The organism is Thalassospira sp. (genome assembly GCF_048059015.1).
In the GTDB taxonomy this organism is placed as follows: Bacteria; Pseudomonadota; Alphaproteobacteria; order Rhodospirillales; family Thalassospiraceae; genus Thalassospira.
The window spans coordinates 43454-64097 of the sequence record NZ_JBLLNT010000007.1 but is presented as its reverse complement, the minus strand read 5'-3'; the positions used below and the strand labels follow the sequence as shown (position 1 = coordinate 64097).

Sequence of the window (20644 nt, the reverse complement as noted above, 5' to 3'; positions counted from 1 at the left end):
GCCGCCGCAAGTTGTGGGTGGAGACCCACATAGATGAGGGTGTCAGGTATCAGGAGATGTCATTCGGATAGGGACGGCGTTTGCGGCCGGTAATCATGGAGCGGATCAAGTTTTCATGATGGCGAACACTTGCAAGCAACACACCGCCGACATGAAGCAGCACAAGTGCCAGCAGGCCATTGGCCAATAACTCATGGGTTTCTTCCACCCAGTCTGATCCCCAGAAGGCGTCAGTCGTGTAAAGCCAACCGGTAAAGGCACAGCCCGACATCGCAAGCAGCAGCATGACGATCATTGCAGCACCGGCTGGATTGTGCCCGACATAACGGCTTTCGCGGCCCTTGGCGATATCACTCAGATAGTGGACCGTGGCGCTTGGCCCTTTGATGAACTGGCTAAAGCGGGAGTAATGTGTGCCAATCAGACCCCAGACAAGGCGCAGCGCAATCAGACTGGCAGCGGCATAGCCCGCCCAGTGATGCAAGCTGTCCCATTCATCAGCGGTGATCCAGGCAATAACGAAACTGGCTGCCAGTCCCCAGTGAAACAGGCGAACGAACGGGTCCCATACTTTGACTTGCATGGTGAAAACTCCTTGTCAGGGTAGAAGTCGGTTCTGGCGGGAGGTCAATCTGCTCGCCGCCAGGGAACCGGGATGGGCAATTAATCGTCGTCTTCTTCTTCAAGCTTCGCGAGTTCAAAGGTCGCCGGATTGAAATAGGCTTCGACCTTCTTGCCGTCTGCCGTGATGGCATATGCTTCAAAGCAGCCATCATCTTCCTTGATCTTGCGAACGTCCCAACCTTCGGCGGTCAGCTTTGCCTTGAGCTCGTCGGTGGTTTTCCAGTCAGCAGACGGAACATTGCAATAATCGTCATCGGCAAGTGCGCCGGTGGAATAAAGCGCAACAGATGTGCCAGCCAGCATGGTGATGGCAACTGCGCCGACGATTGCGTAGGGGAAAACAGTTCTTTTCATGGCTCGGTTCCTTCATAAGTAGCAGTGGCACAAACAGCGCGGTTGAAATCACGCCGTCCGTGGTGACGTGGAGTGCGTCGAACGAGGCAGAGATTGCGCCTGTTTCCTGACGCCTAACTGAATGGCGCGAACATGACCGTTCAGGTGGATGTCAGGTTGAAGGGATACTCAGATCGCTTCGTGCGAATGGGACAAGTGAGGGAACAGTGCGAATTCTTCTGGTCGAAGATGAGGTAATGCTGGCCGATGCCATCAAGGACCACCTGCTGGCCGATGGGGAGGCGGTGGATCACAGCGAAGGCGTGATCGATGCAGAGATCATGATGCGCGGCACAAACTATGATGTGTTGCTGCTTGATCTGAACCTGCCAGATGGCAAGGGACTTGATCTTTTGCGCGATCTCAGACGCAAAGGTTCGGCAACACCTTGCATCATCCTGACCGCCCAGGACCAGATTTCAGACCGTATCGAAGGCCTTAATGCCGGTGCCGATGATTATCTTGTCAAACCGTTTGACCTTAATGAGCTTTCTGCACGTTTAGCCGCGGTTTCGCGCCGCTATAGCGGCAATCCCAACCCGTTTGTCGAATTGGCTGGCGGGATTGAAGTTGATCTTGCCGGGCGCGTGATCCTTATTGACGGGGTTCAGACCGACCTGACATCGCGTGAATGGGCGCTGTTTGATCAGATGGTAAAAAGGCCCGGTCAGACGCTTTCAAAACGTCAGCTTGAAGAAGCGCTTTATGAATTTGGGGCCGAGATCGAAAGCAACACGGTTGAAGTCTATGTAAGCCGTCTGCGTCGCAAGCTTGGCAAGGATATAATTAAGACCGTGCGCGGTGTCGGCTATCGGGTTGAGGCATAATGAATATCAAACAACAAAACAGCCTTCAGTTCCGCCTGACCAAGCAGCTTACGATGATCGTCGTGCTGTTCTGGATCGTTGGTGCAGGGTTTGGTGCATATACCGTCCATCATGAGATGGAAGAAGGGGCAGATACCGCGCTGGTGGAAACATCGCGCCGGACGGCAACACTGGTTCTTGATTATCTTTATAATCATCAGGTGCCAGGTGAAATCCTGATCATGCCGGAACCGGCATTTGAAATCGTCCTTGAAGAAGATGACGATGATGATGACGCAATTGGCGACTTCATGCTCTATCAGCTGCGCAATGCGGACGGGGATGTTTTGCTGCGTTCGCAAAACGCATCGGTTGAGCCGTTTGATGCGCCGCTTGAGCCGGGCTTCTCGGATGCGAACAACATGCGCGTCTATACCAGTGCGACCAATGATGGGGGGCTGTTCATGCAGGTGGCGGAAACAACTGGCCATCGCAATGAAGCAATCCTTGAGACCGTCTTGTCGCAATTCACTCCGTTGATCTTTTTGATCCCGGTCACGATCCTTGCGATCGTTTACGGTGTGTCACGCGCATTGACGCCCGTGCGTCAGGTGCGCGATGAAATCGAAATGCGTGGTGAAGGTAATCTTAAGCCGATTGAACAAGACGAGGCGATCGAAGAAATCAGCACCATCGTTACGGCGGTAAACCGCCTGATGAGCAAGCTTGAAGCGGCCTTAAGTGTCGAGCGAACCTTTACCGCCAACAGCGCGCATGAACTGCGCACGCCAATTGCCGCCGCCTTGGCGCAGACCCAGCGTCTGGTTCTTGAGCTGCCCGAGGATCATGAAGGCCGCAAACGCGCGAGCCAGACCGAAGCATCACTTAAACGTCTGTCGCGCCTGTCGGAAAAGCTTTTGCAATTGGCCCGTGCCGAGGCCGGTGTTGGCACCAGCCCGACCGGTGAAAATCAGAAACTCGGCGCGACACTTGGACTGGTGATTGATGATCTGAAACGTGCCAGTGTCGGTAGTGGCTTGATCAGTTTTGATCCAAACACCGCCGAAATGCTTGAAGCCAATATCGATCATGACGCCTTTGCGATCTGCGTGCGGAACCTGATTGAAAATGCGCTGAAACATGGTGGCGAGGACGAACCGGTCGAGATCACGATTATCGGTAGTGACACGATCCGCGTTTCGAATGGCGGCGCGCCCGTAACGCCCGAAGACCTGTCCGAGCTTAAGGCACGCTTCAAGCGGTCCAACAGCAAGGCGGATGGATCGGGGCTTGGTCTTGCGATTGTTGAGGCGATTGTGCGCAACACCAATGGTGAGCTTGGCCTGTTTTCACCAAGGCCGGGTAAGCCGGATGGCTTTGTCGCAGAACTTAAACTGCATCAAAGCTAGGACATATTGCAGCAAAAACGACAAAGGCCCCGAGCGATGTTTCGGGGCCTTTTCTTTATGTCTGGGTCTGATTTCAGCAGGCTTACTTGCCTACGCCAACCTTGATCGCAAGTTTGCGAAGCGGGCTGATGCGGTTGATTGCCGAAAGCCCTGCATAGCGCAGATCACGCAGTGGCTTTGGTTCCAGCATTGATGCGCGGTTCAGAAGATCAATACCACCAACCCGCATGACTGTTTTGGGCAACTGACGGCGTTCATAGGATTTCAAAAGCGGGGTCGCACCAATATCCTCGCCATGCAGCTTTGCCTTGGCCATCAATTCCGCCAGTGTTTCGATGTCATGCAGGCTCATGTTAAGCCCCTGTGCGCCAATTGGCGGCACAACATGGGCCGCCTCGGCGATCAGGGCAAGGCGGGCGGCAATAAGGCGATTGGGGACTTGGGCAATCATCGGCCAAACCGCGCGCGGGGATGCGACGGTAAGCGGGCCGAACAGGTTCATGGTGTCGTGCGTGATTTCAGCCGACAGGGCATTGTCACTCATGGCGTTGAGCTCATCTGCGCGTTTGGCTGGCGTCATCCAGACAACGGATGAGCAGGGCTTGCCATCAAGATCGGGCATCGGCACCAGTGTCAGCGGGCCACCCGTACGATGAATTTCGGTCGAGATATTGTCATGCGGCTTATCGTGGGTGACGACAAAGACAATCGCACTTTGATCATAAGCCCAGCATTTATGCTTGATGCCAGCCATGTCGCGAAGCGATGAATTGCGCCCATCGGCGGCGATCACAACTTTTGCCCGCACGGTTTCATCATCAGACAATGTCACATCGGCATATCGTGCTGTGTTTTTGAACCCGGTAACGGTGGTTGAAAACCGGAAGTCGACATTATCAAGCTTGGCCAGCTTTGCCATCAGGGATACGCGCGCTGCCTTGTTCGATACGTTCCAGCCAAAGAAGCCTTGGGATGTTTCTGCACCATCAAAGTCCGCCGTTTCGCGCGGGGTGCGTTCTGCGCCACCGGCATCGACAATCCGCATGACGCGCAATTCCGCACCGGTTGGTTTGATCGCATCCCAAACGCCAGCTTTCTTAAGCGTCTCAATCCCCGGCTCCAAAAATGCCGTGGTGCGCAGATCGGTTCCTTCGCCAATATCGGCAGGGGCCGGATCAACTATCACGATCTTGTGGCCGTCTGCTGCAAAGCGGGCCGCAGCACTCATTCCGGCGATCCCGCCACCTGCAATGAGAATATCGGTTTCGATCATGACTGTTCTTTCCTGTCTTCACGCTTAAATGCCGAGTTTACCGCCCGCATTTGATGTCGGGCAATGTGCCTTGTTGGGGAACTATACGCAACGGTTTTGCAATTCGGATTGATCCAGATTAGACGCGCGAGAATTTGTTGCCGACCAATTTCAATCTTGCGCGACTGGATCATGAAAGGGCTGGGCATCGGCCATGCGGACGTGGGGATTGCCCCATAAATCAAAATCAGCCATTTTGAACGGGTTAAGGTCCGATCCATGATCCAGAACCTTGCGCCACCAACTTCAGAACAAGGATATCGCCATGCTTGCGTGGGTGTATCTCATGGTTGCCATCAGCCTTGAGGTTATCGGGACCATTTCGCTTAAATTTTCCAATGGTTTCTCGGACTGGCGTTTCACGCTGCTGAGCTTAAGCGTCTATGGACTAAGCTTCTGGGTCTTGTCGCTGACGCTTCGCATCATCCCGGTTGGCACGGCCTATGCGGTGTGGGCGGGCCTTGGTACAGCAACAGTCGCGATCATCGGCTGGTTGTTCCTTAAAGAACCGATGACAGCACTTAAGGCTGTTTTCCTGCTGATGATCATTGGCGGTGTCGTTGGCCTCAAGGCCATCAGCACAGAAAGTTAATGGCGTTAACTCTTGGCGGGTGAAAGGGACCTGATATCGGCTGATATATCGGTGTGTTTTGCCTGCCAACCCAACTCATGGGTCGCCTTCGCACTGCTCATGACCTGATGATGGGCAAGACCAAGGGCCCAGTCGCCAAGTTCTTTCATCGTAGCTTCAACTGATACCCTCGTGATTTCGCAGTTCTCACGGCCAAATCGCTTGGCAATCAATTCGGACACCTGCCTGTTGGTCACCCCATTGATGCCAACGCCAAGATAGCTTGAACTGGTCTCGGCACGTTCGAGCGCCAACCGATAAAGATCAGCCAGATCATCGGCATGGATCATTGGAAGGGTGATGTTATCCCCACCGATCACCGACACCCGATTTTCAGTCTGCGCCGTTTCAATGTCGCGCGCCAAAAGGCCTGTGTGACTGTTGTGATCTCCGCCATAAACGCAGGCTGGATGAACAACCACGCTATGGAGTTGATCATCACCCATGACGCGGGCAATCCCATCACGCATCCAGCTGAATTCGGGCAGCGGATCAAGGGCATTGTCTTCGGAGATGAAGCCGCCTGACGCGGATTTCGGAAATAACCAGGTGCCGCCGGTATAGATGATCCTGGTTTTGCCGGACATGCGATGAAGGGCCGGGATCAAGTGATCAAGAAGATTACAGTCGATCTTGGCCTTCTGATCGGAAAAGTCACATGCCGCGTGAATGACCGCATCGATGTCGGGCAGGTCATCACACCAAAAATCGGGTGTTGTGATATCGCCGATGAAGGCTTTGGCACCCAATTCTTCAAGGCGGTTCTGACTGGCGGGCGACCGTGCAAGGCCAAGAACCTGATAGCCATGGCTGATCAGGTTTTGAACAATTGCCGCACCAATTAGACCGGTGCCGCCAGTGACAAATACACGCATCTGTTTTCTCCAAATCGAATTTAATGCGTATGGTTATCCAACCTCAACCGCAGTTCAGGTCAAGCGTGATCATGTGATAATTGGGCAATAAAAAAGCCGGGCGATTGCCCGGCTTTGAATTTTTGGTTTGTCGATGATCAGGCGAACTCGAAGATGCCGTCAATCTCAACCGCAACACCCAGCGGAAGGGACGCAACGCCAACCGCAGAACGGGCGTGCTTGCCAACTTCGCCGAAGACTTCAACCATGGTATCAGATGCGCCATTAACGACTTTCGGCTGATCGGTGAATTCCGGGGCTGAGTTCACAAACGCGTTCAATTTGACAACGCGGGTCACCTTATCAAGATCACCGATGGCAGATTTCAGCTGCGCGATCAGGTTCAGCGCGCACAGGCGTGCCGCCTTCTGACCGGTTTCGACGTCATAGTCCTTGCCAAGCTTGCCGACAAATTTCAGTTCGCCATTTTCCATGGTGATCTGACCTGAAATGTGAACAAGCGAACCAGAAACAACATAAGGAACGTAATTGGCAACCGGTGCGGTGGCCTGGGGCAGGGTGATGCCTAGCTCAGCAAGACGTGCGTCGATTTTTCCAGCCATGATAATCCATCCTTTTAACTTTGGTGGCGTGTCGTTTGCGCCAAACTTAGCGACGTTAGGTAAAGAACAAAACAGTTTCTTTGTATCGCTGCAATCCTGTTGCGGTTTGTCATAGGACCTCAGATGAGGCGAAGTTCCGGATTGCTGAGAAAAATCGAATTGCCATGACGGGTTCACACCGCAAGAATGCCGCGATACACCAAAAGTAACAAGTTACGGGTTGTCGCGCGCAATCAGTGCGTTTATCAGGTTTATGAAGGTAGAAGGCATGGCGTTTCGGGATCGAATAAGCAATCTGCATGGCGGTGTGTTGGCACTTGTCGGTGTGATCATTCTGTCACCCGATGCGCTTTTGGTGCGCCTGATCCAGGCCGATGATTTCACAACGGCCTTTTGGCGTCTGGGTTTCCTGACCATTGCACTTCTGAGCTTTGCCATGTGGCAGGGTGTCAAACGTGGACAAGGCCCAATTCAAGCAATCTTGCCAAGCCGCTATGAGGTTCTGACCGGCCTGTTTTATGGCGGCACCTGTACGTTCTTTATCCTGTCGATCCGCAATACGGATGCGGCCAATACCCTTGTCATCATTGCTGCAACGCCGCTTTTGGCAGGGCTAATGGGGGTCTTCATCTTCAAACGTCGGCAGCCAATGCGCACATGGATCGCGTCGCTTGTGGTTGTGCTGGCATTGATGAGCCTGATCAGTGCCGGTTTTGGCGGGGAAAACGCGCTGGGTGATATCCTGGCCCTTGGCACCGCATTCTGTATGGCCGGCTTTTTCAACATGATTGGCGCGAGACCGGCAATCAATGAAGTGCGTGCAATGTGGTTTGGCGCGTTTCTGGCAACCATGGTGATGGTGCCTGCCGCGCATCCAATGTCAGCACAGGGAATGGATTGGGTCTGGCTGCTGATGCTGGGCTTCTGGGTGTTGCCGGCTTCCTTCCTTTTGATCTCCGCTGGCGCGCGGAAGATCCCGGCGGCCGAGGTCGGCTTGATCATGCTTAATGAGGCAATCTTTGGATCGCTTCTGGTGTGGCTTGTGATCAATGAAGTTCCCAGCCAGACGACCTTTGTCAGCGGAACGATCGTGATCGCAACGCTGATCATTCACAGTCTGCTTGGCATGCGGGCCAGCAAAATGGCGCGCAGGATTGCTTGACGAAGCAGGCGACCTTACGATAAATGAGTGTACTCAGTGAGTGTGCTCATTTTTCCGGAGGCGCCCGATGAATGTCCGGGTAACCAAGCGTGAAGAAACCCGCCAAAAGATCCTTGAAGCTGCGCGCGCATGCTTTGACGGGGGCGAGTTTGAATCCGTTTCAACGCGCGAAATTGCCAAACGTGCAGGCGTCGCCGAAGGCACGATTTTCAATCATTTCCCGACCAAGGAAGACCTTGTGATGGTTTGCATCGGTGCCCAAATGGCCGAGGCGATTGAAAAGGGCATCTATACCATGGAGCCGGAATGGTGCTTTGTGGACAAGCTGATGCATGTTGCGTCCTATCGCTTTACGCAAATCAGCCTGCATCCGGGCCTTTGGAAAGTGATTATGCAGCAGGTTGTCTTTACCCCGCGCAAAGGCGTGGTTCAGGACATCATGAAAAGCAGCGGGTTGCTTAAAGCCATTCAGGATTTGATTGAAGATGCGCAGCTTTCTGGTGAACTGAACCCGGAACTTTCACCGGAATTGATCCGCAAGAACGTCATGGCGCTTTTCCTGTTCACCATCCACGAGCATATGAGCACGCAAAATTTTGACAGTGAAGATATGTGCGCAACCTTGCGTGAACTGGTGATGGCGCAGACCAAAGGCATCTGGGCATCAAAACCCGAACTTGCTGCCTGAGAAATCGGGTTTCGTTACTCGCCAATCAAATGCAGAACGACTTTGCGACGATGGGGCGCATGGCGGTGTTCAAATAGATAAACACCTTGCCAAGTCCCCAGCATCGCTTGGCCATTGCCCACCGGAATGGTCAGTGACACATCGGTGAGTGCCGACTTGATATGAGCCGGCATGTCATCGGGGCCTTCGCAGGTATGGCGATAAAGACTCGGGTTCTCCTGCACCAACCGCCCAAAGAAAATCTCAAGATCAAGACGGACATCAGGATCGGCATTTTCCTGAATGGTCAGGCTTGCCGATGTGTGCTGGACAAAGACAGTCAATTGCCCGCGCATCAGCCCAGTTTGGCCAATCCATGACTGTATCTGATCGGTAATTTCAAAGAGACCCTGACCATTTGTCGAAATCTCAAGGGTGGTTTGATCTTGTGACAGCATGAGTTTCCAATCATCTGCGATGGACTTTCAAGCATCATCGTATAAAGTCAAAATTCTGATGGCAATATCCAAGAAACATCAAGCCGATAGCATGATGTTCATCAAGCTGTGTCGTCACGTGCCACAATATTGCCACTTGACGATATTGTGCCGCGGGCATAACGATCTGCGCGTTCAACATTGATCGGAAACCTACGTGCGCTTTCTTTCCTGCATACTCGTTCTCGCGATTAGCCTGACAGTTCTGCTGTCGGGTGGTGATCGTGTGCAGGCGCATGCATCCGATGCAAACATGCCCCACCAAGGCATGATGATTGATGTTTCTGCCCCGGTCTCACACGATCCGCACAGCTCGCATGCTGATATCTGCGGTATGACCGTTTGTGGTCCGTTCGTTGAAGACAAAGACAGCGTTTTGATGTTTATGCCTGTCGTTTCCTCGATGAAATACTGGGTTAAGCACCGTCCGATGGTCTCTGCAGATCAGGACGTCAGCATCAGACCCCCGCGTTCCTGAAAATAAATCCAATCCGTTTAACGTATCCTCGTCTTGCGATGTTTCGTTGGTGAAACTGCGCCCGATTTGCGCCTGTTGCGCGATTGGCGAGGGTACTCCTGCAGATGATTTATTTTTCAGGAGCATATTATGCCCTATACCAAAACCTCCATCATTCGTCGTTTCGCTGCCTCCGCAGCACTTCTTGGAACCATCATTGCCTTTGCCCCGGCGGCATTTTCAAGCCCCGGTCATGGCAGCGGCATGAACATGGATATCGGTGAACCCGGTAAGCTTTCTGACGTGCGCCGCACGGTCAATGTTGTGATGGAAGACAACTTTTTCGATCAGGAAAAGATCATTGTGCGTGGTGGTGAAACCGTCCGCTTTATGATCGAAAACAAGGGTGAGTTCGTTCACGAATTCAACATCGGAACTGCTGCCATGCATGCCGAACATCAAAAAGAGATGTTCATGATGATGGAGCACGGTGCCCTTGAGAACGACAAGATCAACATGTCCATGATGGAAATGGATATGGGGAACGGCATGACCATGAAGCATGACGATTCCAACTCTGTTCTGATTGAACCTGGCAAATCTGCCGAAGTGATTTGGACATTCCCCAAGGATGCCGAACTGGAGTTCGCCTGCAACGTCCCCGGCCACTATGAAAGCGGCATGATGGGCAAGGTGCACCTTCAGTAGTCATTCCTGAACTGGGAACCGTCAGAGCGCAGCGTTCCTGCGTCTCTGACGCGTCCAATCATTACGAGATTCCAAAATGAAACAGAAATTCTTTGCGCGCGCGTTGTTCGCCGCATTGGCTGCTGTGGGTGTATCAACCACTGCAACGGCTGCAACCTACGATCTTTCGGTGGATTACGTCACGATTGACACCGGTAACACGAAAACCAAGGGCATTGGCTATAACGGCTCGTCACCCGGACCGACCCTTCGTCTGAAAGAAGGCGAAGAAGCGGTGATTAATGTCACCAATAATTTGGATGAGTCGACATCGATCCACTGGCACGGCTTGATCCTGCCTTATCAGATGGATGGGGTGCCGGGTATCAGCTTCCCGGGTATCGAGCCCGGTGAATCCTTTACCTATCGCTTCCCGGTTAAACAAAGCGGGACCTATTGGTTCCATAGCCATTCCGGTTTTCAGGAACCGGATGGCGCCTATGGATCGATCATTATCGAACCTGAAAAACGCGAACCATTCCGCTTCGATCGTGAATATGTCGTGGTGCTGAAAGACAAGCATCCGCATTCGGGCGAACGCATTTTGCGCAACCTGAAAATGATGCCTGACTACTACAACCGCAAACAGCGCACAGTTGGTGATTTCCTGGATCAGGCGTCGGAAAACGGCCTTGGCTCAGCACTTTCTGAAAGTGCCGATTGGGGCAGCATGCGCATGATGCGTACGGACATCGAGGATGTGCAGGGCTTTACCGGCCTGATCAATGGCATGTCACCGGATCAAAACTGGACCGGTTTGTTTAACCCCGAAGAACGTGTTCGTCTGCGCTTTATCAATGCATCGGCCATGACCTATTTCGATGTTCGCATTCCGGGTCTTGAGATGACGGTGGTGCAGGCCGATGGCAACAATGTGCAACCGGTCAAAGTCGATGAATTCCGTATCTCGGTTGCCGAAACCTATGATGTGATTGTTCAGCCCAAGGAAGACAAAGCCTATCCGATCATGGCGGAATCCATGGGCCGTTCGGGTTATGCATTCGCAACCCTTGCCCCGCGCGAAGGCATGCGTGCACAAATGCCCGATCTTCGCACCGAATCCCCGCTGTTGACCATGGCCGATATGGGCATGGATCACAGCAATATGGCCGGGATGTCCGATATGGCGGATATGTCAGGAATGTCAGAGACAGACAGTGCTGATGCTGATGCTGTTGATCACGCTGCCATGGGTCATGGTGACATGGGCGGAATGACGGCATCAGAAAATGCTGATCCGTTCTATGCTGCGGGCAGTGGTCTTGTGCCAGAGGCGGCAAATGGCGGGAAGTTCCTGTCTTATGCCGACCTTAAGGCGCAAAAGCCCCTTTACGAAGATCGTCCGGCAACGCGCGAGATCGAGCTGCGCCTGACCGGAAACATGGAACGTTACACCTGGTCGATCAATGGCGTGAAATACGAAGACGCAGATCCGATCCGCCTGAAATACGGCGAACGGGTGCGGTTCAAGTTCGTCAATGAAACCATGATGTCGCATCCGATGCATTTGCATGGCATGTGGTCGATCCTTGATACCGGCAAGGGCAAATGGGACCCGGTTAAACACACCATCAATATCAATCCGGGCATGACGGTTTATTCCGAAACCGAAGTCGATGAACCGGGCGAATGGGCATTCCATTGCCATCTCAGCTACCACATGGCGACCGGCATGTTCCGCAAGGTCATCGTCGAAGGCGGTCCGTCTGTTGCACAACTTGAAAACGGGAATTGATCAGCGATGAATATGTCCAAACTTGTTTTTGCCGGTACAGGCATAATCGCCGCGATCAGTGCGTTTTCGACTGCAGCATCGGCGCAAGGCAAAGTCTATTACGGCTTTCAGGCCGAACAGTTTGAATATCGGGTCGGTGATGAAAGCGAAAAGCGTTTCGTATGGGATGCTGATGCCTTCATCGGAACCGATGAAGTGAAACTGCGCTGGCAAGGGGGCGGCGAACGCAATCTTGATGCTGATTACAACGAAGGTCTGGAAAACCGGTTTGTTCTGCAAACGCCGATTTCCGACTTCTTTGACGCCAAGGCGGGTGTCCGTCTTGATACGCCAAAGGGAACCGATCGCTGGTATGGCGTGGTCGGCGTCATGGGCCTTGCACCGCAATGGTTTGAAGTCGATGCCGATCTGTTCGTTAGTGAAGTCGGGGACGCCAGTGCCAGACTTGATGTCGAATATGAAGCGCTTCTGACCAATTACCTGATCCTGACACCATCCTTTGAACTTAATGCCGCGTTTTCCGAGGATCGTGAGATCGAGGTTGGTTCAGGTTTCTCGAGTGCCGAGTTCGGACTGCGTCTGAGCTACGATCTGATCGACCGTGCGGTCGCGCCGTATATTGGTGTTGCCTATGAGCGCAAGCTTGGCAACACCGCCGACTTCGCAAAGGATGAAGGCGAGGATTACGAAGCAACCTTTGTGGTTGCGGGACTTCGTTTGATGTTCTGATGCAAACGGCCGGGAGTATACCCTCCCGGCCGTTCTTCATTGCGTTCAATATTCTTGGTTTCAGGCTGCTGCCTTGGCTTCGTTTGGCGCGTAAAAGCGAAGGGCCGTCATGGCCAGATTGCCAAATTCGTAGCTGTCATGAATAAGGTCGGCTTCGAAGTCATCACCAGCAGCACCAAGGGCCACATAAAACGGCATCAAATGATCGTCTTCCGGATGGGCCATCACCGCATGCGGGGCAAGGCTTCTGTAATCTAGAAGCGCATCAATATCGTGTGCTTTGACCTTCTCAAGCATCCAGTTGGTGAATTCCTTGGCCCACGGATCGATCGGACCTTCACGGTGATCAAGTGCGCGCAGGTTATGGGTCATTGCTCCGCTGGCAACAACCAGCACGCCCAGATCACGCAAACCGCGTAGTTTCTTGCCCAATTCATAATGATCTTTCGGACTGCCATGACCCAGCATGGATAGCTGAAACACCGGAATGTCTGCGTTTGGGCGCGCCAGGATCATTGGCATCCATGCGCCGTGATCAAGGCCGCGACTGGAATCCGTTGCGATATCAAGCTGTGCTGCGATTTCACTGGCAAGTTCGGGATCACCCGCCACGTCGTAATGCAGATCATAAAGTGGCTTGGGGAACCCATAAAAATCATGGATGGTTTCCTGTGTGGCCGCCGTCGAGATTGTCGGGGCCGCTGTTTGCCAGTGGGCCGAAACGATCAGGATCGCACGCACGCCATCGGTCTGACGGCCAAGGTCACCAACAAAGAAATCAAAGGCAGGTGTACTTTGACGCGCAACCAGCATGGGCGAGCCGTGAGAAATAAACATCGGCGCAAGGTTGGTTGAACTGCTGCCGGAATTTTTCGATGTGGCGGTCATCTGGACACCTCGGTCATTACATCAATTGATTTGAATATGCGCCTGCAGCTGGAGATTAACTAGTCTCTGTTTGGCAACAGTGTGTTGCCATCGGGTATTTTTGTTCATCATTGGGAAACATTTAGGCAGTCGCTTTGTGGTGCGAATGGGGGCCGTTTTGGGCCCTGCAAATGAGGTTAGTGCAGAGGTGTGATTGATAATGGAACTTGCTATTCGCAAGAACAGGTATCAACATTAGTTTTCGATGTTGTAATGCCGTGTGCGGGGGCAAAGGTGTCGGACGGGGGCAATCACAGAAGCAACTTATTGGAGAAATCGCGCTTTTCGCTCGGCGTGTTGCCAAAAGGCGAGCGTTTCGACGTCTGGAAAGAAAGCGTTAGTTGCATCTATGACGTTGATCTCAAACGGCATGAGCGCAAAGACGACTTTTCAGCAGATATCAGCACATGGCGTCACGGCGATTTATTGATGAGCCAAGTGGAAAGTAGTTCGCAAACTTTCACGCGTAATTCCAAGATGATCGCCGCCGATGGGCTGGATCACTATAACATCCAGCTGTATACCCACGGCATGGTGAAATCCGACACCGGACAAGGTGGTGATGTCTTAAAGCCGGGCGGGTTGTTGTTGCTTGATCTGTCTCAGGACACCGAAGCGCAATCAAGTGACGGGTTTGACTTATTACATCTTTTCCTGCCACGACGCCTGATCAAGGACAATCTCACCCATCCCGATGATCACAATCTGCGTTTTATGTCAGAGCGCGATCCGCTTGTTAGGATGCTTCATCATCAGATTGTGTCGCTGAACAGATACATTGATCAGCTCGACGATGCGCAGATCGCTGTTTTGCGCGAAACTATCGCGTTGTTGCTGACGGCCTGTTTGAACACGGCTTCGCACGGTATCGAGGCAACCCAAGCGTTGCGGCAGGATATTAGCAAGCTTGTCAGAATGCGTCGTTACTTCCGCGATAATCTGTTGTCGTCGGATTTAAGTGTGGAGAAGGCGACACGTGATCTTGGTGTCTCGCGTTCCAATCTCTACAACCTGTTTCAAGATCAGGGCGGGGTTATGCAGTATGTGCGCGACATGCGGCTTAACCATGCCTATTGCATCCTAAGTAATCCGACAGCACGATCGCGTTCGCTTTATGATATTGCACTGGAGTGCGGTTATTCGTCCGACACCGTTTTCCTCCGCGCATTTCGAACCAAATTCGGCGTGACACCGGGCGATGTCCGGGCCGGTGGTGCAAAACGCACGGATGATACTGCGCACGGACAACTGGACCGACGCTATGAAAGCTGGCTTCGGATGCTTGATTAGTTACATCGCGCCACTTTCTGAGGATGGCAGTGCAGATAAAACGTCTTCACTTTGCGTCAGACGACAATATTCCGATGCCAGAACCGCAGCATAAAGATCAAACACCGTCTGTGCGTTAAAGCGTTTGCCATTGGCATCTGTCACATCAATTGCCGTGGTGGCATCCAGCGGCAACCAATTCTCTAACCCTAGGCAATGCGCCATGCGGATGGTGATATCCATTGAATTGTGAATGACGACCCCGGTAAAGATCAGACGGTTGATCCTGCCTTCGCGTAAATGAGCCTCAAGCGCTGTTCCGACAAAGGCGCAGTTTTGCTGTTTGGCAATCACGGTCTCACCATCAATTGGCTGTGCTTCGTCCTTGAACGGTTGACCCGGACCATTGACGTAAAAGCTTGAAGCCGGATTGGCTTCTTCGTGGCGGATATGAATGATCGGAAGTTTGGCCGCGCGAAATGCAGCCAACAGCTTGGCAATCACATCGGCGTAGCCCGGATTGTTTTTGCTGTTCCAACGCGGATCATCGATCGCCTTTTGCACATCCAATACGATCAGCGCGGTATCGGTACCAAGAGCGGGCAGGGACATTTGGTGTTCTTTCTCTGAAAACTGTGTTGGAAACAAAAAACGGCCGGGAAATATCCCGGCCGTTTTGCTGATCAGATCAGAAGTTCGTTCGGGTCGAAACCCTTAGGAGCAACCGGTGGTCGCGCCACAAGAGTCGCATTTAAGGCAGGTGCCGTTGCGGACCAGGGTAAAGTTACCGCAATCCGGGCAACCATCGCCTTCATAGCCTTTCATGCGTGCTTCGCGAATTTTGTCCATCTTGTCATCGGTTTTGGCGATGACTTCTTCGCTGGTGGTCAGGATCGCATTGTTCTGCGGTGCTGACGGGGTTGCGGTGGTTGCAGCACTTGCAGTTTCATGCGTGTGGCTGTGACCATCGGTACCAGTGGACTTCACTTCGACAACGCGTTCTTCGGTCTGTGCGCCGCCGTCTACAACATAAAGGTTGCGACGTACGAAGCCCGAAGAGGCAACTTTGCGGATGGTTTCGATCGCCTGGTCGCCGGTTTTCTTGGCTTCTTCACCAAGGTCACCTTCGCTGACACCTTCGCCAACGGCATCTGGAAGGATGTCGGACGGCTGAACGTGGGCGAGGTCGTTACGACCGAGGTAGGAGATCGCCAGTTCACGGAACATGTAATCAAGGATCGAGGTTGCCATTTTAATGGCGTCGTTCCCGGAAACCATGCCCGACGGCTCGAAGCGGGTAAAGGTGAAGGCTTCGACATATTCTTCCAGCGGAACGCCATATTGCAAGCCGATGGAAACAGCGATTGCGAAGTTGTTCATCAGCGAGCGGAAAGCAGCGCCTTCCTTGTGCATGTCGATGAAGATTTCACCAAGTTTGCCGTCTTCATATTCACCGGTGCGCAGGTAAACCTTGTGACCGCCAACGGTAGCCTTCTGGGTGTAACCTTTGCGGCGACCCGGAAGCGAACGACGGTCGCCACGGATAACGCGTTCGATGATTTTCTCAACGATCTGCTCGGACGCCTGTGCTGCCTTGGCAGCAGTCGGCTGATCTGCGTAATCGTCTTCTTCAACAAGGGCAGAGTTCAGCGGCTGGCTGAGTTTCGAACCATCGCGGTACAGAGCATTCGCCTTAAGAGCGAGGCGCCAGGACAGCATGTAAGCGTCTTTGCAATCCTGAATGTTTGCGCTGCTCGGCATGTTGATGGTTTTCGAAATCGCACCCGAGATGAACGGCTGAGCCGCTGCCATCATGCGGATGTGGCTTTCAGCTGACAGGTAACGCTTGCCGATACGGCCGCACGGGTTTGCACAATCAAAGACCGACAGGTCTTCCTCACGCAGATGCGGTGCCTGTTCGAGCGTCATCGAACCACAAACATAGGTGTTTGCTGCTTCGATCTGCTTTTTGTCGAAACCAAGAGCTGCCAGCATGTTGAAGTCCATGCTGTTGATTTCTTTGGCATCAAGACCCAGCGTGTTGACGCAGAAGTCATCACCGAAGGTGTATTTGTTGAAGACGAATTTGATGTCAAACGCGTTCTTCAGGGCACCTTCAACTTTGGCAAGCGCGTCATCGTCAAAGCCTTTGGCTTTCAGCTCGTCATGGGTAACCGTCGGCGAACCTTTGAGCGTACCGTGACCAACCGCGTATTTCTCGATGTCGCGGATCTGGTTTTCGGTATAGCCAAGCGTTGCAAGCGCAACCGGAACGGTGCGGTTGATGATCTTGAAGTAACCGCCGCCAGCAAGCTTTTTGAACTTCACGAGTGCGAAGTCAGGCTCGATACCGGTGGTGTCGCAATCCATGACCAGACCAATCGTGCCGGTCGGCGCAATGACGGTGGTCTGAGCGTTGCGGTAACCATGCTTTTCGCCAAGCTCGACCGCCTTGTCCCAGGCAGCACGTGCTGCAACCGGAAGATCGGCATACGGGCTGTCAGCAGCAACAAGCGGAACCGGGTTGATCGAAAGACCTTCGTAACCGTCCTGTTCGCCATAAGCGGCACGGCGGTGGTTGCGCATGACACGCAGCATTTCTTCTGCGTTGTCGGCATAACCCGGGAATGCACCCTGTTCGCCAGCCATTTCAGCCGACGTTGCGTAGGAAACACCACACATGATCGCGGTGAGGGACGCACCAATCGCACGGCCTTCGTCGCTGTCATAGGAAATGCCCATGCTCATCAAAAGGCCGCCAATGTTGGCATAGCCAAGGCCAAGGGTACGGTAACGATAGGAAAGTTCAGCAATACGGTCAGACGGGAACTGCGCCATCAGAACCGAGATTTCCAGAACCACAGTCCACAGACGAACAGCATGTTCGTAGGCTTCGATGTCCACGCCGCCATCGTCAGAACGGAAGTTCATCAGGTTCAGCGATGCGAGGTTACATGCTGTGTCATCAAGGAACATGTATTCCGAGCACGGGTTGGACGCATTGATGCGACCCGAATTCGGGCAGGTATGCCATTCGTTGATCGTGGTGTCGTACTGGATGCCCGGATCAGCACAGGCCCAAGCTGCTTCACCGACTTTCTCCCACAGTTCGCGGGCAGAAACGGTTTTGGCAACTTTGCCATCGGTACGACGGATCAGGTCCCAGTCGCCGTTATCAAGAACAGCCTGCAGGAAGTCGTTCGATACACGAACAGAGTTGTTCGAGTTCTGACCCGAAACGGTCAGATATGCTTCAGAGTCCCAGTCAGTGTCATAGGTTTTGAAGCTGATCTCGGTGAAGCCCTGGCGTGCGAATTCGATGATCTTGTTGATATAGCTATCAGGGATCATCACAGCGCGTGCGGCCAGAACAGCTTCTTTAAGCTGCGGGTTGGCGCGCGGCAGGAAACGATCTTCGGAATTTGCGGCACCGTCCCAGTTGGTGCAGGCTGCAAGAACTGCGGTGAGGTGTTTTTCAGCAAGCTTGGAACCCGCGACAAGGGCAGCAACTTTCTGCTCTTCGACGACTTTCCAGTTAATGTATTCCTCGATGTCCGGGTGGTTGATGTCAACCACGACCATCTTGGCAGCACGACGGGTGGTGCCACCCGATTTGATTGCGCCAGCTGCACGGTCACCAATTTTCAGGAAGCTCATCAGGCCCGAAGAACGACCGCCACCCGAAAGGGTTTCGCCTTCGCCACGAACGTTGGAGAAGTTCGAACCGGTACCGGAGCCGAATTTGAACAGACGTGCTTCACGGGTCCAGAGATCCATGATGCCGCCTTCGTTGACCAAGTCATCGGCAACAGACTGAATGAAGCAGGCATGCGGCTGCGGATGTTCATACGCGCTTGCCGATTTGGTCAGTTCGCCGGTTTTGTAATCAACATAGGAGTGACCCTGTGCCGGGCCATCAATGCCATATGCCCAATGCAGACCAGTGTTGAACCACTGAGGGGAGTTCGGTGCACCCATCTGGTGCGAAAGCTGGTAACGCATTTCATCAAAGAATGCGTGCGCATCAGCTTCGGCGTCAAAGTAACCGCCTTTCCAACCCCAATAGGTCCAGGTGCCCGCAAGACGGTCAAAAACCTGAGTGGAGCTGGTTTCGCTGGTGTAGCGCTTTTCGGCGGGCATTTTGGTCAGTTTCGCGGTATCCGCGGTCTGACGCCACAACCAGGACGGAACGTCCTTTTCCTTGACCGGTTTAAGCGCAACCGGAACACCGGCCTTGCGGAAGTATTTCTGAGCCAGAACGTCACTCGCCACCTGTGACCAGGAGGACGGCATGTCGATGTCATTCATCTCAAAAACAACGGAACCATCCGGGTTTTTGATGACAGAAGAGGACTTACGAAACTCGATGTCGGCGTAAGGGCTGACACCTTCCTGAGTGAATTTTCTGGTAATCCGCATGGTCTGCTCCGGTTCTGATCAGACGTAACAGGGCGCTATCTGGTGATGCGCCAACATCGCCTGACTTTATATAGTTTGCTCAACGGTCATGCGCTGCCCCAATTACCGTTATTTTCCGGTCTTTTTGGCGCTTCGCAGCTATCAGTATTCGGTAGTCGGTGGTGTGGTCCCCCCTTGGAACCATCCGGTCCGTGGGGAAGAATATAATGGCAAAATTTTGCCATAGTCCACTAATCTTTGTGGTTGACAGTGATTTTTACCACAACATGTAGTGGGTCGGTCGCTGTCTTGATGATTCGATGCTGGTGGGATTCTCGTTAACAATCTCTGAATCAGGCCAGGAGACCCGGAAAACTGCGGTTTTGAGTCCCGCAAGATTGTATGCCGGTCATAAGACTCGGACTAGATGTTGTGTCGGGGTGCTTGGCGCCCCACAACCTGGACACAAGCTAACGCTGTTTGGCATTGATTACCAGTGCCAAGGACAAAACTTCTTAATTCACCGGGATAGTTAGCATGTATAACGGTGATAACAGTTTGATATTTATGTTAAAACATCTGTTCTGGCGTGATCGAAAAATCAGTCGGGTCTCGCTGCGCTGACTACTACATATATGGTGTTCATTGTGGATAACCGGGTGGACAGAAGCCCCAGATATATGTGGATCAATGAGTTGTCGCACTACAAGCAGTTGTGGGTTGTTTTGAACCCATAAATACCATCAGTAGGGATGGCTGTTTCCTGTGTGGGTTGCGCCATCTCAGGTTTGTCTTTGGCGACTTCCTTGAAACATTGACTTTCGGGTAACATCACGACATATAAGTCTCTTGTTCGACAGGGTGTATTCCGCGTGCGCCCTGTGCCGTCCTCTGACCCGTGCTGATTTGTCTCTATGGGGAAGGGCGGACAAACCAAATCTGGAGAGAGACCCAACATGGCCACCGTCGGCACCCGTATCTTTACTGCGCTGTTTGGCAAGCGCGTTGGCGAAGACCGTTTCGGCAATACCTATTACACCGAAAAGACTCCGGCTAAAGGGCGCCGCACCAAGCGTTGGGTAATCTACAAAGGCGTTGTCGAAGGTTCAAGGTTCCGGCTGAATGGCATGCATGGCTGCATTACACCCTTGATGCGCCGCTGTCTGAAAAGGCCGAAGACCGATATGACTGGCAGAAAGAACACCAGCCGAACCTGACGGGCACCAAACATGCCTATCGCCCGAAGGGCCATGAATATAGTGGTGGTCAGCGCGCCAAGGCGACTGGCGACTATCAGGCTTGGTCACCGGAAGGCTGATTTCCGACATATCCGATTTTGCGGTGGGCGCGGGGTAACTCGCGCCCGTTTGCGTTTCAGGATGGCGTCGCGAAGAAGTGATTTAC

General features: G+C 53.0%; 19 protein-coding genes and 1 pseudogene. 11 read left to right on the top strand and 9 right to left on the bottom strand.

All coding sequences use genetic code 11. From position 1 onward, the window contains the following. Nucleotides 1-49: 49 nt before the first annotated feature. On the bottom strand, nucleotides 50-583 hold the full coding sequence (locus ACMZ66_RS11125) for a cytochrome b/b6 domain-containing protein (RefSeq protein WP_416937274.1): 534 nt from the start codon (nucleotides 581-583) through the stop codon (nucleotides 50-52). 80 nt (nucleotides 584-663) lie between these two features. Then, a complete protein-coding gene (locus ACMZ66_RS11120; RefSeq protein ID WP_416937273.1) occupies nucleotides 664-978 on the bottom strand; it encodes a PepSY domain-containing protein in 315 nt (104 codons plus the stop codon). Between the two features lie 206 nt (nucleotides 979-1184). On the opposite strand from ACMZ66_RS11120, the gene ACMZ66_RS11115 reads away from it, so the two are divergent. Together ACMZ66_RS11115 and ACMZ66_RS11110 are read left to right on the top strand one after the other, a co-directional pair. Then, nucleotides 1185-1844: a response regulator gene (locus ACMZ66_RS11115; protein WP_416937272.1), complete on the top strand. Its 660-nt coding sequence runs from the start codon at nucleotides 1185-1187 to the stop codon at nucleotides 1842-1844. Beyond that, nucleotides 1844-3232, top strand: a complete 1389-nt coding sequence (locus ACMZ66_RS11110) for an ATP-binding protein (RefSeq protein WP_416937271.1) — start codon at nucleotides 1844-1846, stop codon at nucleotides 3230-3232. Before ACMZ66_RS11115 ends, ACMZ66_RS11110 begins: the two co-directional genes overlap by 1 nt. Before the next feature lie 82 nt (nucleotides 3233-3314). Here ACMZ66_RS11110 and ACMZ66_RS11105 read toward each other — a convergent pair whose 3' ends face one another. Then, complete coding sequence (locus tag ACMZ66_RS11105) at nucleotides 3315-4505, bottom strand: FAD-dependent oxidoreductase (protein ID WP_416937270.1); 1191 nt, start codon at nucleotides 4503-4505, stop codon at nucleotides 3315-3317. Between the two features lie 304 nt (nucleotides 4506-4809). Here ACMZ66_RS11105 and ACMZ66_RS11100 point away from each other — a divergent pair, with 304 nt between their 5' ends. Beyond that, complete coding sequence (locus ACMZ66_RS11100) at nucleotides 4810-5136, top strand: DMT family transporter (protein WP_416937269.1); 327 nt, start codon at nucleotides 4810-4812, stop codon at nucleotides 5134-5136. Between the two features lie 5 nt (nucleotides 5137-5141). Here the strand turns inward: ACMZ66_RS11100 and ACMZ66_RS11095 are convergent, their stop codons facing one another. Next, nucleotides 5142-6050, bottom strand: a complete 909-nt coding sequence (locus ACMZ66_RS11095) for an NAD-dependent epimerase/dehydratase family protein (RefSeq protein ID WP_416937268.1) — start codon at nucleotides 6048-6050, stop codon at nucleotides 5142-5144. Between the two features lie 137 nt (nucleotides 6051-6187). Beyond that, the gene (locus ACMZ66_RS11090; protein WP_416937267.1) at nucleotides 6188-6652 is read right to left on the bottom strand and encodes a RidA family protein; all 465 of its coding nucleotides are present in this window, start codon (nucleotides 6650-6652) and stop codon (nucleotides 6188-6190) included. 268 nt (nucleotides 6653-6920) lie between these two features. Between ACMZ66_RS11090 and ACMZ66_RS11085 the strand changes: the two genes are divergently transcribed. After that, on the top strand, nucleotides 6921-7814 hold the full coding sequence (locus ACMZ66_RS11085; protein WP_416937266.1) for a DMT family transporter: 894 nt from the start codon (nucleotides 6921-6923) through the stop codon (nucleotides 7812-7814). Between the two features lie 67 nt (nucleotides 7815-7881). Next, nucleotides 7882-8502 (top strand): TetR/AcrR family transcriptional regulator, encoded by a 621-nt coding sequence (locus tag ACMZ66_RS11080; RefSeq protein WP_416937265.1) that lies wholly within the window; start codon nucleotides 7882-7884, stop codon nucleotides 8500-8502. Between the two features lie 14 nt (nucleotides 8503-8516). Here the strand turns inward: ACMZ66_RS11080 and ACMZ66_RS11075 are convergent, their stop codons facing one another. After that, nucleotides 8517-8939 (bottom strand): secondary thiamine-phosphate synthase enzyme YjbQ, encoded by a 423-nt coding sequence (locus ACMZ66_RS11075; protein ID WP_416937264.1) that lies wholly within the window; start codon nucleotides 8937-8939, stop codon nucleotides 8517-8519. A 196-nt stretch (nucleotides 8940-9135) separates the two neighbouring features. Here ACMZ66_RS11075 and ACMZ66_RS11070 point away from each other — a divergent pair, with 196 nt between their 5' ends. The 4 genes from ACMZ66_RS11070 (at nucleotide 9136) to ACMZ66_RS11055 (ending at nucleotide 12646) form a co-directional block, all read left to right on the top strand. After that, nucleotides 9136-9456 (top strand): hypothetical protein, encoded by a 321-nt coding sequence (locus ACMZ66_RS11070; protein WP_416937263.1) that lies wholly within the window; start codon nucleotides 9136-9138, stop codon nucleotides 9454-9456. Between the two features lie 129 nt (nucleotides 9457-9585). Then, on the top strand, nucleotides 9586-10143 hold the full coding sequence (locus ACMZ66_RS11065; RefSeq protein ID WP_416937262.1) for a cupredoxin domain-containing protein: 558 nt from the start codon (nucleotides 9586-9588) through the stop codon (nucleotides 10141-10143). Between the two features lie 76 nt (nucleotides 10144-10219). Further along, nucleotides 10220-11917 (top strand): copper resistance system multicopper oxidase, encoded by a 1698-nt coding sequence (locus ACMZ66_RS11060; RefSeq protein ID WP_416937261.1) that lies wholly within the window; start codon nucleotides 10220-10222, stop codon nucleotides 11915-11917. Between the two features lie 6 nt (nucleotides 11918-11923). Beyond that, entirely contained in the window at nucleotides 11924-12646 is a 723-nt protein-coding gene (locus ACMZ66_RS11055) for a copper resistance protein B (RefSeq protein ID WP_416937260.1), read from the top strand. A 60-nt stretch (nucleotides 12647-12706) separates the two neighbouring features. Here ACMZ66_RS11055 and ACMZ66_RS11050 read toward each other — a convergent pair whose 3' ends face one another. Further along, nucleotides 12707-13534: a DODA-type extradiol aromatic ring-opening family dioxygenase gene (locus tag ACMZ66_RS11050; RefSeq protein ID WP_416937259.1), complete on the bottom strand. Its 828-nt coding sequence runs from the start codon at nucleotides 13532-13534 to the stop codon at nucleotides 12707-12709. 189 nt (nucleotides 13535-13723) lie between these two features. On the opposite strand from ACMZ66_RS11050, the gene ACMZ66_RS11045 reads away from it, so the two are divergent. Then, nucleotides 13724-14863 carry a helix-turn-helix domain-containing protein gene (locus ACMZ66_RS11045; RefSeq protein ID WP_416937258.1) on the top strand — a complete coding sequence of 380 codons (1140 nt, stop codon included), beginning with the start codon at nucleotides 13724-13726 and terminating at the stop codon, nucleotides 14861-14863. Here ACMZ66_RS11045 and ACMZ66_RS11040 read toward each other — a convergent pair whose 3' ends face one another. Together ACMZ66_RS11040 and ACMZ66_RS11035 are read right to left on the bottom strand one after the other, a co-directional pair. Beyond that, nucleotides 14864-15454, bottom strand: coding sequence for an isochorismatase family protein (locus ACMZ66_RS11040; RefSeq protein WP_416937257.1), 591 nt, complete (start codon nucleotides 15452-15454; stop codon nucleotides 14864-14866). It lies immediately after the preceding gene. Nucleotides 15455-15556: 102 nt separating this feature from the next. Next, entirely contained in the window at nucleotides 15557-19261 is a 3705-nt protein-coding gene (locus ACMZ66_RS11035) for a vitamin B12-dependent ribonucleotide reductase (protein WP_416937256.1), read from the bottom strand. A gap of 935 nt (nucleotides 19262-20196) precedes the next feature. On the opposite strand from ACMZ66_RS11035, the pseudogene ACMZ66_RS11030 reads away from it, so the two are divergent. Continuing rightward, a pseudogene (locus tag ACMZ66_RS11030) lies at nucleotides 20197-20558 on the top strand (NADH:ubiquinone oxidoreductase subunit NDUFA12). Nucleotides 20559-20644: the final 86 nt, after the last annotated feature.

Bases quoted from the DNA above. Each gene is read 5' to 3' on its own strand.
- ACMZ66_RS11125 (WP_416937274.1), bottom strand. From the start codon at position 583: ATGCAAGTCAAAGTATGGGACCCGTTCGTTCGCCTGTTTCACTGGGGA.
- ACMZ66_RS11120 (WP_416937273.1), bottom strand. From the start codon at position 978: ATGAAAAGAACTGTTTTCCCCTACGCAATCGTCGGCGCAGTTGCCATC.
- ACMZ66_RS11110 (WP_416937271.1), top strand. From the start codon at position 1,844: ATGAATATCAAACAACAAAACAGCCTTCAGTTCCGCCTGACCAAGCAG.
- ACMZ66_RS11105 (WP_416937270.1), bottom strand. From the start codon at position 4,505: ATGATCGAAACCGATATTCTCATTGCAGGTGGCGGGATCGCCGGAATG.
- ACMZ66_RS11100 (WP_416937269.1), top strand. From the start codon at position 4,810: ATGCTTGCGTGGGTGTATCTCATGGTTGCCATCAGCCTTGAGGTTATC.
- ACMZ66_RS11095 (WP_416937268.1), bottom strand. From the start codon at position 6,050: ATGCGTGTATTTGTCACTGGCGGCACCGGTCTAATTGGTGCGGCAATT.
- ACMZ66_RS11090 (WP_416937267.1), bottom strand. From the start codon at position 6,652: ATGGCTGGAAAAATCGACGCACGTCTTGCTGAGCTAGGCATCACCCTG.
- ACMZ66_RS11085 (WP_416937266.1), top strand. From the start codon at position 6,921: ATGGCGTTTCGGGATCGAATAAGCAATCTGCATGGCGGTGTGTTGGCA.
- ACMZ66_RS11080 (WP_416937265.1), top strand. From the start codon at position 7,882: ATGAATGTCCGGGTAACCAAGCGTGAAGAAACCCGCCAAAAGATCCTT.
- ACMZ66_RS11075 (WP_416937264.1), bottom strand. From the start codon at position 8,939: ATGCTGTCACAAGATCAAACCACCCTTGAGATTTCGACAAATGGTCAG.
- ACMZ66_RS11065 (WP_416937262.1), top strand. From the start codon at position 9,586: ATGCCCTATACCAAAACCTCCATCATTCGTCGTTTCGCTGCCTCCGCA.
- ACMZ66_RS11060 (WP_416937261.1), top strand. From the start codon at position 10,220: ATGAAACAGAAATTCTTTGCGCGCGCGTTGTTCGCCGCATTGGCTGCT.
- ACMZ66_RS11055 (WP_416937260.1), top strand. From the start codon at position 11,924: ATGAATATGTCCAAACTTGTTTTTGCCGGTACAGGCATAATCGCCGCG.
- ACMZ66_RS11050 (WP_416937259.1), bottom strand. From the start codon at position 13,534: ATGACCGCCACATCGAAAAATTCCGGCAGCAGTTCAACCAACCTTGCG.
- ACMZ66_RS11040 (WP_416937257.1), bottom strand. From the start codon at position 15,454: ATGTCCCTGCCCGCTCTTGGTACCGATACCGCGCTGATCGTATTGGAT.
- ACMZ66_RS11035 (WP_416937256.1), bottom strand. From the start codon at position 19,261: ATGCGGATTACCAGAAAATTCACTCAGGAAGGTGTCAGCCCTTACGCC.